Origin of the sequence: Shewanella electrodiphila (assembly GCF_023283985.1) — a bacterium.
Classification (GTDB): domain Bacteria; phylum Pseudomonadota; class Gammaproteobacteria; order Enterobacterales; family Shewanellaceae; genus Shewanella; species Shewanella electrodiphila.
Genome location: NZ_JAKIKU010000006.1, coordinates 283,227 through 297,684 on the forward strand (window position 1 = coordinate 283,227; position 14,458 = coordinate 297,684).

The 14,458-nt window shown below is 40.3% G+C and carries 12 protein-coding genes, 4 tRNA genes and 1 pseudogene; 4 read left to right on the forward strand and 13 right to left on the reverse strand.

Features of this window, described 5'->3' with window-relative positions; genetic code table 11:
- Nucleotides 1-6: 6 nt before the first annotated feature.
- Nucleotides 7-885 (reverse strand): LysR family transcriptional regulator, encoded by an 879-nt coding sequence (locus L2737_RS13165; protein ID WP_248955995.1) that lies wholly within the window; start codon nucleotides 883-885, stop codon nucleotides 7-9.
- 146 nt (nucleotides 886-1,031) lie between these two features.
- Between L2737_RS13165 and L2737_RS13170 the strand changes: the two genes are divergently transcribed.
- Nucleotides 1,032-1,637: a short chain dehydrogenase gene (locus tag L2737_RS13170; protein WP_248955996.1), complete on the forward strand. Its 606-nt coding sequence runs from the start codon at nucleotides 1,032-1,034 to the stop codon at nucleotides 1,635-1,637.
- Nucleotides 1,638-2,080: 443 nt separating this feature from the next.
- Here the strand turns inward: L2737_RS13170 and L2737_RS13175 are convergent.
- The 3 genes from L2737_RS13175 to L2737_RS13185 all read right to left on the reverse strand — a co-directional run bounded on the left by L2737_RS13175 (nucleotide 2,081) and on the right by L2737_RS13185 (nucleotide 4,484).
- Nucleotides 2,081-2,166 (reverse strand) — tRNA-Leu (locus tag L2737_RS13175).
- Nucleotides 2,167-2,370: 204 nt separating this feature from the next.
- On the reverse strand, nucleotides 2,371-2,958 hold the full coding sequence (locus L2737_RS13180; RefSeq protein WP_248955997.1) for a uracil-DNA glycosylase family protein: 588 nt from the start codon (nucleotides 2,956-2,958) through the stop codon (nucleotides 2,371-2,373).
- Nucleotides 2,959-3,113: 155 nt separating this feature from the next.
- Nucleotides 3,114-4,484: a leucine-rich repeat-containing protein kinase family protein gene (locus tag L2737_RS13185; RefSeq protein WP_248955998.1), complete on the reverse strand. Its 1,371-nt coding sequence runs from the start codon at nucleotides 4,482-4,484 to the stop codon at nucleotides 3,114-3,116.
- Nucleotides 4,485-4,679: 195 nt separating this feature from the next.
- Here L2737_RS13185 and yqfB point away from each other — a divergent pair, with 195 nt between their 5' ends.
- On the forward strand, nucleotides 4,680-4,997 hold the full coding sequence (yqfB, locus tag L2737_RS13190) for a N(4)-acetylcytidine aminohydrolase (protein ID WP_248955999.1): 318 nt from the start codon (nucleotides 4,680-4,682) through the stop codon (nucleotides 4,995-4,997).
- A 113-nt stretch (nucleotides 4,998-5,110) separates the two neighbouring features.
- Nucleotides 5,111-6,007, forward strand: a complete 897-nt coding sequence (locus L2737_RS13195; protein ID WP_248956000.1) for an SGNH/GDSL hydrolase family protein — start codon at nucleotides 5,111-5,113, stop codon at nucleotides 6,005-6,007.
- Nucleotides 6,008-6,084: 77 nt separating this feature from the next.
- Here L2737_RS13195 and L2737_RS13200 read toward each other — a convergent pair.
- Nucleotides 6,085-6,448, reverse strand: a pseudogene (locus tag L2737_RS13200) (zinc-binding dehydrogenase); the annotation flags it as partial.
- Nucleotides 6,449-6,668: 220 nt separating this feature from the next.
- Between L2737_RS13200 and L2737_RS13205 the strand changes: the two are divergent.
- Nucleotides 6,669-7,544: a polysaccharide lyase family 7 protein gene (locus L2737_RS13205; protein WP_102527118.1), complete on the forward strand. Its 876-nt coding sequence runs from the start codon at nucleotides 6,669-6,671 to the stop codon at nucleotides 7,542-7,544.
- Nucleotides 7,545-8,320: 776 nt separating this feature from the next.
- Here L2737_RS13205 and L2737_RS13210 read toward each other — a convergent pair.
- From L2737_RS13210 to L2737_RS13245, 8 genes are all read right to left on the reverse strand, one after another.
- A tRNA-Leu gene (locus tag L2737_RS13210) sits at nucleotides 8,321-8,406 on the reverse strand.
- 55 nt (nucleotides 8,407-8,461) lie between these two features.
- Nucleotides 8,462-8,535: transfer RNA gene (locus tag L2737_RS13215), tRNA-Cys, on the reverse strand.
- A gap of 14 nt (nucleotides 8,536-8,549) precedes the next feature.
- Nucleotides 8,550-8,625: transfer RNA gene (locus L2737_RS13220), tRNA-Gly, on the reverse strand.
- 319 nt (nucleotides 8,626-8,944) lie between these two features.
- Nucleotides 8,945-9,493 carry a CDP-diacylglycerol--glycerol-3-phosphate 3-phosphatidyltransferase gene (gene pgsA, locus L2737_RS13225; RefSeq protein ID WP_102527119.1) on the reverse strand — a complete coding sequence of 183 codons (549 nt, stop codon included), beginning with the start codon at nucleotides 9,491-9,493 and terminating at the stop codon, nucleotides 8,945-8,947.
- A gap of 45 nt (nucleotides 9,494-9,538) precedes the next feature.
- Nucleotides 9,539-11,371: an excinuclease ABC subunit UvrC gene (uvrC, locus tag L2737_RS13230; protein ID WP_248956001.1), complete on the reverse strand. Its 1,833-nt coding sequence runs from the start codon at nucleotides 11,369-11,371 to the stop codon at nucleotides 9,539-9,541.
- Nucleotides 11,372-11,420: 49 nt separating this feature from the next.
- Entirely contained in the window at nucleotides 11,421-12,065 is a 645-nt protein-coding gene (uvrY, locus tag L2737_RS13235) for a UvrY/SirA/GacA family response regulator transcription factor (RefSeq protein ID WP_102527121.1), read from the reverse strand.
- A 499-nt stretch (nucleotides 12,066-12,564) separates the two neighbouring features.
- Nucleotides 12,565-13,158, reverse strand: a complete 594-nt coding sequence (locus L2737_RS13240; protein WP_248956002.1) for a lipid-binding SYLF domain-containing protein — start codon at nucleotides 13,156-13,158, stop codon at nucleotides 12,565-12,567.
- Between the two features lie 239 nt (nucleotides 13,159-13,397).
- Nucleotides 13,398-14,417 carry an HD-GYP domain-containing protein gene (locus L2737_RS13245; protein ID WP_248956003.1) on the reverse strand — a complete coding sequence of 340 codons (1,020 nt, stop codon included), beginning with the start codon at nucleotides 14,415-14,417 and terminating at the stop codon, nucleotides 13,398-13,400.
- Between the last annotated feature and the right edge of the window lie 41 nt (nucleotides 14,418-14,458).

The window sequence follows — 14,458 nt, forward strand, 5'->3', positions numbered from 1 at the left end:
TTAGAATCAATCAAGCAAACTCACAAGCCACTTTTGCAATGGATCGTCATTGTATCTGGGATGCCACGCTGCAATCACATCAAAGCTATCTGGTGACTCTTCAAGCTCAATAGTGACAACATCTAACCCTTTGATTGCTCTAGACGGTAAAAACGCAATTGAGTCTGTTGTATTAAGATACATTGGCACAATAGAAAAACACGGAGCTGACACCACTACGTTGCGTTTTAAGCCAAAGGTTGAGAACCATTCATCGATTGAACCTTTAAAATTAGGCCTTGATGGAGATGCGATAATGGTTGGAAATTCAGCCACTTCAGCTAATGTTGGCGTTAATTGGGCTATCGATGAATGGGTCGATGTGACGCAAACATGATGCTCTTCAAATAGTTTAACGACCTTGTAGCTCTCAGGAATATAGTCAGGAAATGCCACCGCTAAGTTAATTTTGCCGCTTTCCATCAACTCATGTAGTTTATCTAATTCGAAATCTCGAATAATCAGCTTTAAATTTGGAGCTTGTTGTCTTATTTTGGCAATCAAACTAGGTAAGATAATTTGTTGAGCATAATCTGTCGCAGCAATAACGAAAGTGCCTTTGGCCTTCTCAGGTGAAAAGTCTTTAGCTGACAATAACGAGTTAAAATCTATAAGCAGTCTATCTACGCCTATAGCGAGTTCTTCCGCAAATGGAGTTGGGACAAAGCCATTGGTCTTTCTCACAAATAACCTGTCATCAAACACGTCTCGTAGTTTCTTCAAATGCTCGCTTACAGCTTGCTGAGTTAACCCCAGCTGATTAGCAGCTTTAGAAGCGTTCTCTTCACGAATCAATGCCTGAAACACTCTAAGTTGTTTCATATCTAAACGGTCTAATTTACTCATACTAACCACCTTCAGAGTTTGATGATGGTAGCAGTTTAACACTCCACAATAAAAAATTGTAACACCTACAAATAACATTTGTTTCCGCTTGTTTTGATTCCCACCTAAGATACATCCATCGAAAAAACACAGGTTAAGGATCAAATATGAAAACAGTTATTTTAATCGGCGCACTAGGTAAAATGGGACAGGCTGCACTAACAGGGCTTGGCAATCACAAGGTTATTACCGCTGGTCGATCAGGCGATGTTGATCATATTGTCGACATCACAGATGAACAATCAATTGAGTCACTTTACGAAAAAGTAGGCCACTTTGATGCTGTAGTGAATACTGTCGGGTTTTGTGAATATGAAACCTTTGAGGCAATGACTGAGTCTCAATGGTTAACAACCATAATGAGCAAAATGATGGGACAGATTAACTTAGTCCGAATTGGTCAAAAATATATTGCTGATGGCGGCTCATTTACGCTTATCAGTGGCATATTAAACATGAAGCCAATTCCGTTTGCCATTGCAGATGCGACCACCAGCGGCGCCATAGACACTTTCGTAAAATGTGTTGCCCATGAGATGCCAAGAAATACCCGTATTAATGTGGTAAACCCAACTGTGTTAACTGAAGCGTGGGATGTCTACGGCGAAATGATGCCAGGGTTTGAGCCCGTACCTGGAAGATTAGTCGGTAAAGCTTTTGAGCGCTCAGTAGATGGTTTCATCAATGGTGAAGTTATCATCGTAGACGCCTAGTCACCATGAAGTCTGTCTAAAACGACAAATGGCTTCTAACGTGCAGTTATAAAGATGTACCCTTGCAATTTTTGAACATAAATAAGCCCCGACTAATATCGAGGCTCATTCTCTTAATAAAAGCATAATGGTACCCGAGGCCAGACTTGAACTGGCACGCCCAATTTTAAAATGACGAGGGATTTTATCTTTTTTCAATTACTCAAATTTTGGACACAAGAAAGCCCTGTTAACATCAAGAGTGTTGAGGCTTTTTCGCACCATACTCTTTAATAATAAATCGTATGTAAGCTCTTCATGGAAGAATAATAGTACCCGAGGCCAAACTTGAACTGGCACACCCGATTTTAAAACGACGAGGGATTTTATAATCTTTTGAACTTTTAAACTTTTAAACTTTTAGATATAAAAAAGCCCCGACTAATGTCGAGGCTGTTTTATAATGGTACCCGAGGCCAGACTTGAACTGGCACGCCTATTAAGCGAGGGATTTTAAATCCCTTGTGTCTACCGATTCCACCACTCGGGCAAACTCTGGTAACTCGTCGTAACGCGTTACAAAATTTGATATTCAACGAAGCAATCGGTTGCCGCCGCTGATGTGGTGCATACTTTACTGATTTTTCAGATAGGATCAATAAAAAAATGAAACTTATTGTTTGAATGCCCATTTTACAATCAAATAGCACGAAAACACGGCATTAAAGCACCATTTAACGCCAAGTCTTTATAACTAATCCTTTAAGGCGTCGTTAACTCGGCATTTAAGCTCAGGGAGTAATTGCTCCGAAAACCATGGATTTTTTGCTAACCAAATATTATTTCTCGGACTCGGATGCGGTAATGGTATCAATGACCGAGGATAATCAGCCCAGTTTCTAACGGTTTGCGTTAATGATTGTGTAGCTGTACCTAAATGATAGTCTTGCGCATACTTTCCAATCACTATCGTAAGCTGTACTCGCTTAAGTTCGGCAAGCAGGCGTTCACGCCAAGTTGCGGCACAAATTTTTAATGGCGGCAAATCTCCACTTTTACCTTTTCCTGGGTAGCAAAAACCCATGGGAAGAATGGCCACTTGCTCAGGATCGTAAAAAACCGTTTTATCTATCCCAAGCCACAGCCTTAGGCGCTCACCACTGGCGTCATCAAATGGCACACCTGACTGATGAACCGCAAGACCAGGAGCTTGACCAGCTATCAGCAACTTAGCATTAGCGTGCAACTGTACAACAGGATTAACACCATGGGTAAGCGAAGACTGGCATAACTGGCATTGTTTAACCTTGGCAATTAAGACGTTCAATTCCGCTTGGCTCATTCGCTCTCCTTGTCCCAGTATATTGCTCAGTGCTATTGGTTCAGTGCTATTGGCTCAGTACTATTTCCACATTGCTTCTTTACAGGGTTCTATGTGCGCAGTACTTTCAGACAGTATTTTTACAGAGAACTATTTGCTAAGTACTATGCTTAAGCTTACTGACTCAGACTCTCTTCTAGTGCCTTTAACTGCTGATATATTTGGTCAAATCTTGGTCTTAATACGCTGTTGTGTTCCAAGCATTGCTGAGACAATACAGAGAGTGCTTTAAAGCAATCTGACGCCGATGATTTACCAAGCTCAATTTGTTGGCCTAACAAGTCATCTAGCATATTACCAAAGGCTCTGACTTCAATACTTTGCATCATATTTGCTTGCCTAGAACTGAGCAACGACAAGTCAGTTGCTGCGCCAAAGTCACCAAATAGCATATTTCCTTCTATATCAATCATAGTGTTATGGGCATATATATCCCCATGACTGACTTTATTTTGATGTAAATGAGACAATGCTGCAGCCATGCTCCGCATCACTTTTACAATGTGTTCGAGCGATATGTCCATACCATCTGAAAAAGTATCTCTAGTACAAGTCACTAAAGAAGGTGGTAAGCCTAGATTATAGAAATATGCCGGTATAAGCTCCATGACGAGACCCAAATGATCTGGCTCTGAGATTTGCGCTAGCACTTTAATCAAATTCGGGTGATGCCCCGCACTCAAACAGCAATGTAACTCGTCTTTTGGGTAACCGTCTGACGTCACATCCCCTCTGAACATTTTAACTGCGACGCTTGAATACTCTTTATCAATACTCTTTTTGTTTTCTATAACCTGCTGTTGTGTCGTTTGTTGCCAATTAGCTTGATAGATAACACCTGACGCCCCTTGCCCAAGCTGTTCACCTAGTTGCAGTTCAGTCATTTGGGCATATGGGAACGTATCATGAGACACATGACTATCGGTAACTGGGTTGCCACTAAAAGCCAGCCACGCTAAATTAGGTAGCGATAACAGCCAATCAGGAATTACGCTTAAATTGTTGGCTGAAATTCGTAATAATTCTAGCTCTTTACAATTAGCCATTGTGGCAGGTAAAGCGTTAATTTTATTCCCAGCTAAGGCACATTTCTTTAAGCGATGTAAATCACCAATTGAGCTAGGTAACTGAGAAATCTTATTATCAGTTAAAATTAGCCAACGTGTATCAATCGGCAAACAGTTTTCGGCAACTGTATTGATCTGGTTAGCTTTAAAACCAATCATCTCAAGTTTTGGGCACTGGGCAATGATTGCAGGCACTTCAGTAAAACAGTTAAACGAAAGAAATAAAATCTTCAACTCAGACAATTGTGCAAACTCATCTGGTAAACAACTTAAGCGGTTGTTAGAAAGGTCGAGCACTTCAAGGGTATCTGCAAAAGCCAACACTTCTAAAGGAAACTCGGTTAATTGTTCAGCTATTTGTATTCTTTTGAGTTGTGTACCGTTTAATGCGCCTGATGTTAGCTGTGCCAGTGTGTGCAAATGACCTTCCTGAATAGTTATTTGATGTAAATTTCGCACATGATAAGTCATCGCCAAGCACAAGTTAAGACAACATATTCACGCAAACCAAAAACTGACCTGTCGGCGTAAACAAAATCAACGTCATACTGTCATTTAAGCCAATCTTAGCGCAAAATATTATTATGAAGATCAAACGAACACCAAAGGCCATCAATGAGTGAATTAACCCCTATTAGCTTTTTCAGCCGCTTTGAAGACGATATTTTATCTGGCGCTAAAACAATTACTTTACGAGATGAATCAGAGTCTCATTTCAAAGTGGGTGAAACCTTGTCAGTTTCAACCTTTGAAGAGGATCGTTGGTTCTGCAATATCAAGGTCTTATCAGTCACTAAAGTCGCGTTTCATCACTTAACTGAAGACCATGCTGAACAAGAAAACATGTCATTGGAGTTTCTGAAATCATTGATTCAAGAAGTTTACCCAGGCGTCGAAGAGTTATTTGAAATCAAGTTCCAGTTGCTAAACTGATCTTAACATTGAGTTTCGTTTTTATTTGCTGATGAAACTACGGCTCAATTAGGATATAACTTAAAGTATTTCTGATAAAAGTAATTAAAAGAAAAGTAATTTAACGGAAAGGATTGCCGACATTGCATTATTTAAGCTTAATTTTTTTATGGCCAATTTACTTACTCCAAGCCATTTGGGTAAAAAAAACCACACTAAAACTGCCTGAACCTAAAGGGTTACGTGAAGGTATTGTCAGACTAAATAATGCTGATGATTCACAATTAAGCATAGATACTGAAGTCGTTTCCAGTTCAGAGCCCAATACATTATCGATATTGGTTATTGGTGATTCTGCGGCCGCTGGGGTTGGGGTTGAAACTCAGCAACAAGCCCTAACAGGCCAAACGGTTCAATCCCTTACCGCGTTAACGAGTCAACAAACCACAATGACTAGTCTACAAACAGAGCCTGCAACGCAAGCTAGCTATCACAAACTCAAATGGCGATTAATTGCTAAAAGCGGATACAGTACTAAGAATTGCTTAAACAAGCTCAACCACATATTAAGTCAAGCTCATCAAATTAGCGCCGATACTGTGATTATTTCTTTAGGTGTGAACGACGTTTTAAGCCCGATTTCAGTCAAAACTTGGATTAGCCAACAGCAGCAATTATGTGAGCTGCTTTATACATCATTAGGCTGCAGCCAAATTATTATCACCAGTGTTCCACCTATGTCAGCCTTCCCCGCTTTGCCCCAGCCTTTTAGGTGGTTTCTTGGTAGTAGAGCCAATGAGTTTAATCATGCTTTAACCCAGTGGATTGACCATAGCTCACTCCCATGTGAGCAATTAGATATGCGGGAATCATTGTCTAACGCAACCATGGCTGAAGATGGATTTCACCCCAGTGCAGAAATCTATCAACACTGGGGGAAAATGGCTGCTAGGTTAATTCAGGTGAATACACAAGCTAAAGATAATCACACCTCAGCGAATACCGTTCAGAATAAAACTAGCGACCGATAAAGCGGCCTGTTTTTATCTAACCAATTACTCTAAACAAGAGTTATTCTAGGCGACTGTTATTCTAAACAAGAGTTATTCTAAACAACAGTGAGTACAATCTTGCCTACATGATGCTTTTCCTGAAACACTTGCTGGGCAGTGGCAATGTCAGCTAAGGAAAATGTGTCAGCCACAATTGGTTTTATTTTTCCAGACTCAATCGTTGCAACTAAGTTCGAAAATACTTCAGGCTCCAATACCGTACAGCCAAAGAAGCTCAAATCCTTTAAATAAAGGATTCTTACATCAAGTTCAACTAGTGCGCCGCCAATGGCACCTGAAACTGCGTAGCGGCCACCAGGCTTTTAACACATCAATTAACTGCGGCCATTGCTTACCAGCAACTAAATCAATCACCACATTAACGCTATTTCCCCCCAAGGTTCCAACTAAGTTCGCATCTATTGGCAATACTTTGTTGGATGGGTAAATAAGTTGTGATTTGAGTCAAACTTCATTTGTATTATTATACGTCAAATGTAATATTTAGCGTTATATTGTCCATAAGCAATAACGATAATCACAGGTATTATTCATATAAGTGCACAGATGCTCATAAGTGAAATGCCGACACCATTTACTAAAACTCTCACAGATAATAAGAAGTAGGAATGTAGTTACCATGAAAAAATTATCAGTAATTCCTTTAACGATCCTTGTGTCAGGCTTTTTGACGGCATGTGCATCGACCACTGAACCATCGATTAATCCATATCCTGACGCTACAGGCGAACGAACCCCACCAGCAGATTACGCACAATTCTCAAACATTCTGTCAGCATCAAAATTGCAAATTTCAACGCCTAACTCAAAACCTGGTAGCAAGTATGAACTTGCTAGAGACAGTAATTTTAGCGGTATCGTTAACGAACACTTCTATGTTGATAAAGGTTCTAGTGCACTCGTGATGAACATGGAAGGTTATAAATTACGTAATGAACTTCGCGTTATTGAAAACTTCAAATCTGATAGTCCAAACACTTTCTATCATCTTTCAGCTGAATTGATGCCAATTAACCCACGTGATTCAGTAAAAGACAGCCCATCTAAAAATGATGCTATGACCTTTTTACAAGTACACAATAAAGGCACATTTGATGACGGTAAGCACGGCGTTGGGTACATCCCTCACCCACTATTACGTTTAGTATATGAAGCTGATCGCAAAGGGGTTAAAGATCATTATTGGGCCATCATTAAAAACAATAATGTAAACTGCAGTAAAGATAGCGGTAACCGTGAATCTTCAGCCTGTAAAAATGCTTACGTTCGCTTTGACTTAGGCGCTTACGATCCTAACGCCCCAACCAAGTTCGATATTATTGTCGGTGATTCAAAATTAGTGATTAACAGAGACGGTGAAAATCAAGTCACACATGACATCACTTACTGGAAAGAAATGCTTAATTACTTCAAAGCGGGCGTTTATAACCAATTTGAGAATGGTAAGAGCGAAGCACACTTCTATCAATTAGATTATAAAATTGAGACTAAATAACTTACAGGTTTCTATCTAGACTTTTATCAAAACTAGAACTTAATTAACGGGCGTTGATGGATTAAACCATCAACGCCCGTTTTTTTGGCCTTAAGGTTTACACCATACACTTCGATGTTTATCAAATAACACCTCCCGAGCTGACTTGAACTGGCACGCCCGATTTTAAAACCTCGAGGGATTTTTTCTTTCTTCAATTACTCAAATTTTGGACACAAAAAAAACCAGTTAACATTAAGAGTGTTGAGGCTGTTTTGCACCATACTTACGTATGTAAGTTTCTTATAAAAGAATAATGCTACCCGAGGCCAGACTTGAACTGGCACGCCCGATTTTAAAACGACGAGGGATTTTTTCTTTCTTCAAATACTCAAATTTCAGATATAAAAAAGCCCCAACTTTCGTTGAGGCTTTTATGCACCATACTTACGTATGCAAGCTCTTTAAAAGAGAATATGGTACCCGAGGCCAGACTTGAACTGGCACGCCTGATTTTAAAACGACGAGGGATTTTACCTTTCTTCAATTACTCAAATTTTGGACACAAAAAAGCCCCAACTTTCGTTGAGGCTTTTTTGCACCATACTTACGTATGTAAGTTTCTTGTAACAAGAATATGGTACCCGAGGCCAGACTTGAACTGGTACGCCCTATTTTAAAACGACGAGGGATTTTATCTTTCTTCTATTACTCAAATTTTGGACACAAAAAAGCCCCAACTTTCGTTGAGGCTTTTTGCACCATACTTACGTATGCAAGCTCTTTAAAAGAGAATATGGTACCCGAGGCCAGACTTGAACTGGCACGCCTATTAAGCGAGGGATTTTAAATCCCTTGTGTCTACCGATTCCACCACTCGGGCATAAGTGTTGTTTTAACCGTCTAGTTTAAAGCACTAAACAATTAAACAAAAATTGTGGAGGCGCGACCCGGAGTCGAACCGAGGTCGACGGATTTGCAATCCGCAGCATAGCCATTCTGCCATCGCGCCGTATAGATAATGATTGGAGCGACATATCGGGTTCGAACCGATGACCTATACCTTGGCAAGGTATCGCTCTACCAACTGAGCTAATGTCGCATCTTTATGCTTAATTAATTCACTTAACAAGGTATCGTCTGATACAAGGCCAACTGAGCTAATGTCACATCTTTTATGCTTAACTAATTTAATTAACAATGTATCGTCTGATACAAAGCCAACTAAGCTAATCTTGCAATCATTTGCCTATCTTCGCAGATTAGGCCTCGATGTCATCAAGTTGCAACCTTTCGGTTATACGCTGAAGCATCGCTGTCTACGGGGGTGCATTCTACCGATTTCAGTGTCGGTGTCAATTGCTGTTTTCAATAAAAATGACTGAATGCGCACTAAATAAACTCATTGAACTTTTATTGCACTACTCGGCAGTTAAGTCTTTCCAAGCTGCTGAAATATAACTCATCATTGACCAGAAAGTCAGCACTGCAGCAATATAGAATAGACCATAAGACACATTGGTCAAAAATTCATTCGGTTGCCAAATCAAACCTACTATCGCCACCATTTGTGCTGCGGTTTTATATTTGCCAATCCATGATACGGCGACAACCCCACGTTTACCTATTTCTGCCATCCATTCACGTAGCGCAGAAATGACGATTTCACGACCAATCATAAACAATGCAGCTAGAGTCAGGTAAATATTATCATTTTGCTGAACCAACAACACCAAAGCGGTAGTCACCATAATCTTGTCAGCAACGGGGTCTAAAAATGCGCCAAAACGCGTGGACTGTTTGAGTTTTCTTGCTGCATATCCATCTAATGCGTCTGTCACAGCCGCAAGCCAGAATATTAATGCCGACGCAAAAGGCGCCCAAGAATAAGGAAGATAAAAAACCACGACAAAAACCGGCAAAAGCAACAACCGGAATAATGTTAGCGCTATAGGTAAATTAAAAGGCATGAAAGAAACCAAATAGTCAGAAACAGCGCCAATCTTGCCTTAATTTTATCCCCCTCGCAATGCATCATGGATTGTTTGTGCCATTTCTAGGCTAATTCCGGGCACTTTTGTTAATTCTGCTACACTCGCCCCCTTTACTTCCTGTATTCCACCGAGATGTTGTAACAATAGTTTGCGACGTTTAGGGCCAACACCAGCAATTGATTCTAATGTCGAGGTGTTACGTGTCTTCTGTCGCTTATTCCTATGTCCTGTAATCGCAAATCGATGTGACTCATCACGTATGTGTAAAATTAAATGAAATGCTGGAGAGTCACTGGCAAGTTCAAAGGTTTGTTCATTGCCACCAAATACAAAGGTTTCTAAACCGGCTTTACGGCCTTCACCTTTTGTTACGCCTATTAGTAGAGGCGGCTTGTCTAAATGAACGCACTTTTCATCAACAATTTTTTGCGAAATACGTAGTTGACCAATACCGCCATCAATAAAGACGATATCAGGCACTTTGCCATTATTATCGATTTTATCGAATCGACGCTTTAATGCCTGCTCCATTGCCGCATAATCATCACCGCCGGTAATGCCATTGATGTTATAACGTCGGTAGTCAGCTTTGTGTGGGCCTTCTCGGTTGAATACCACACAAGAAGCCACGGTACTTTCGCCCATGGTATGACTGATATCAAAACATTCCATACGTGTAATTGGATGCCCTAACTCTAAGGCTTCTTCTAATAGCTGAAAACGTTGCTCAACGGTGTTTTTATGAGATAAACGGGTATTGACTGCATTTGTTGCATTAGTCAGTGCTAAGCGCAAGAAGTTAGCCCGCTCGCCTCGCACTTGAGTCTTAATTTCAAATTTACGATCTAACGCCTGTGAAATTGTACTTTCAAGTACTTTCTGTTCGCTAAAGGATTCGCTTATCAGCACTTCTTTCGGGATCGTTCTTTGAATGTCGGCATTTAAATAGAATTGGCCAATGAACGACACTAACACTTCTTCAAGTTCAGTTTGTGGCGGCACTGTAGGGTAATAGCTACGGCTACCAAATATTTTACCATCTCGGATAAACAATAAGTGAAAACAGACGATACCAGAGGCGTAATGCACCCCTATGACATCCATATCGCCTTTGTGGTTCGATACCTCTTGCTGCTCCGCCACTCGTCTTAATGCGGTAATTTGGTCACGAAATTGCGCTGCTGACTCATATTCCATCTCATTAGCTGCAGTGTCCATTTTAGCCACTAACTCAGTGATCACTTGCTTATCTTTACCTTTTAAAAACAGGCTCGCCAATTTAACTTGCTCGGTATAATCGTCATCAGAAATCCGCCCAACACAGGGAGCACTGCAACGTTCTAACTGATATTGCAAACACGGACGAGAGCGAGACTTATAATACAAGTCATCACACTGGCGAATAGGAAATAGCTTTTGCATCAAGTTTAAGCTTTCACGCACCGCCCCACCATTTGGGTAAGGTCCAAAATAATGACCTTTTTCTCGCTTAGGGCCGCGATGGTAAGCTAAACGCGGATGCTTGTGACCGCTAAGTAATATATAGGGATAAGATTTATCATCACGAAGCAATACATTGTATTTCGGCATGTATTGCTTGATGTAATCATTTTCAAGCAAAAGCGCATCGGTCTCGCTGTGAGTCAGGGTGACATCAATATTGGCAATACGGGCAACAAGCGCTTGTGTTTTTACATTAGGCAGGTTCGCCCGAAAATAAGATGACAGGCGTTTTTTAAGATCTTTAGCTTTACCGACATAAATGACCTCACCTTTTTCATCGTACATACGATAAACACCTGGCGAAGATGAGACGGTTTTTAAAAACAATTTTGAATTAAAGCAAGCAGGCATCAACTATCCTAAAAATAGGCGTCAATACCTTTGTATGAACACCTAATGTCTAAAAAGAACTGGCATCGAGCATTTTGTAGCGAATAGCGAGACGGGTCAACTCAACATCACCACCAATATCTAATTTGGCAAATAAACGATAGCGATAACTGTTCACTGTTTTTGGACTTAAGTTTAGCTTTTCTGAAATATCATTCACCTTCTCACCATTGGTGATCATCAGCATGATTTGCAGTTCTCGCTCAGATAAGCTGCTAAATGGATTTTCATCAGAATGACTAAATTGGCTCAACGCCATTTGCTGGGCAATTTCAGGGGATAAATAACGCTGTCCACGTGATACTTGCTGAATAGCACGTAATACTTCTGGCGAGGTCGAACCTTTGGTTAAATAACCTGACGCTCCTGCTTGCATTACTTTTGTAGGAAAAGGGTCTTCTGTTTGTACTGTAAGCACAATGATTTTAGCTTCTGGCTGATAGCGAAGTATTTTACGCGTGGCTTCTAATCCACCCATACCTGGCATATTCATGTCCATGAGAATGACATCGGCTTCGCTTTGTCGTGACCATTGTACAGCTGTTTCGCCGTCGGGCGCTTCGCCAACCACCTTAATACCCCGCTCGTCTTCTAACAAACGACGAATGCCGGTTCGTACTAATTCATGGTCATCAACTAAATATACTGAAATCAACTTCTATCCACCTTAAAAACACATTCATCCTGAACTTTATTCTTATGCTTACATGAGTAATTTAGCTTATTGCGCGACTGACTGAAAGAGAAATAAGCGTTTAAGCTTGTAGGAATGACTTAGTTAATGGTTTCTTTTGATAAAAGTGCCCAACAAATTTAATTATGATTAAAAAACAATCTTCTAACTTTATATGGCGTGATACGAATCAAACTATTTTTTATCACGAAATCAGCATAATCCACTAAAATACACGCTCAAAACTCAAATATAGAAATGTCAGTTTCAGATTACACATACCATCTGACTAACTAATAAAAAAACTTAATTGATTAAAAATTAGCAGCTTGCCCTCCATCAAGGAGTGAAATTAGTCCGTCATAAAAATAAAAACCGCAATCGAATAATCAATTGCGGTTTACTATCTCATCTGATTTTAAGCTATCAATCTCATAGCTTAAAACCTTATACCCTAAAAACGATTGAAAACACCGTTTTATTATTCGTCGTTTTCTACGAAGTCATCAGAAAAATCTGTTTCCCAATACTTATAACCTTGAACAGTTGCCTGAGCTGCAGCTCCCATTAGGTTAACTTGATAGGTTTTTACGCCACTGACATCTACAGACTGATTAGCAGAAGCCTGGTCACCGCTATCTTCATATTTAGCACTGGCTTCAGCTTGTGCTTGGCCTTCATAGCCAGACTCTTTAAATCGTGTCATGGCATCGTTATCCATAAAGGCTTGAACAAAAGCCATTTGTTTCCATCCGATACCAGCACCGACGCCACCTGTAGCGAAGCGATAATATGAGTTTCGTCCATTTGCAGTCAGAACACACACTCCGCCGCCAGTAGATAAAGCAAATAAGTAGCTGTTACTGCCTGTACAAACAACATAGCCTACTGATTGCGCCACAGCAGTTTTAGCCCCACTATGTTCAGCATAAATTTCTTGCAACGCTGATTGAGTTTCTTTACGTGCATTGGCTTTTTTAGACTCTGGGTTATCACCTGTCGCACAGCCTGTTAGTAAAGCTGGCACCATCACTGCTGCTAAAAGTAATTTTTTATTGATTAAAGTCTTAGACATGTAAGTTTCCTCTGTCAAAGTGGATATAAATTGGCCTTTATTGGCAAGTTACACAGATATATCATTCCACTCATCAATATGAGTGGGTAATGCTTTCAGAAATAAGCCACCTAGTGGGCCACTGTGTCACTTAACCGCTTCTGAATACGCTCTATAGGTTATGCGCTCAACTCGATATAGGGCTATTATAATTGAACGCCACCACATTAGTTACCATTTTACGCCACGAGCAACTATGCTTAATTACTGTCTTTAAATTTAGCCTTTATTTGTAAAATCTCATCTAATTTATCAATAAATAACGGCACTAATTTAGGATCAAAATGACTGCCTGCTTCACGCTCGATTAGTGCAAGAGCGTCTTCAACTGTCCAGGCTTTTTTATAGGGCCGTTCACTGGTAAGTGCGTCAAATACATCAGCAATGGCAACAATCCTGCCGTATAACGGAATATTTTCACCACTTAAGCCATTAGGGTAACCACTGCCATCCCATTTCTCATGGTGCGTCAGTGCCACTTCTTTAGCGATGGTCATTAACTCCGAATCTTTATCACCAAGGATTTCAGCACCAATTTCACAATGCTTCTTCATCTCTTCAAACTCTTCAAATTCAAGCTTGCCTGGTTTCTTTAGAATGGCGTCTGAGATACCAATTTTACCCACATCATGCATGGGCGCTGCATTCATCAATACTTCGGCATCTGCTTCATTAATCCCAGCAGCAAGCGCTAAAACATGAGTGTAATAACTCATGCGGATAACATGCATCCCTGTTTCATTATCTTTATATTCAGCTGCACGCCCCAAGCGACGAATAACATTCAATTGGTTTTGGGCAATTTCTGCAGTTTTTTGCTGTACTTTAATGGCAAGTAATCGGTTTTGATCGGTTAAAGCGAGTTGGGTATGAACACGTCGTTGCACAATAGGTGGATTGAATGGTTTAGTAATATAATCAGCAGCGCCTAACTCTAAGCCTTTTAACTCATCGGCAGCAGAGATTTTAGCCGTCACAAATATGACTGGGATATGACGAGTTCTTTCGTCTAGTTTTAACTGTCTACACACTTCAAAACCATCGATACCTGGCATCATAATATCTAATAAGATTAAATCCAGCTTGATACTACGGGCAATTTTTAACGCTAGCTCACCATTTTTAGCAATCTTAATATGATATTCAGACTTTAAAACACCAGCTAAAACATCAATGTTCTCAGGAGTATCATCCACGACTAAAATAGTCTGCTTTTCCATCGGTATTCCTTATCGTTGCTGAGCTTACTCGCATATTTTCG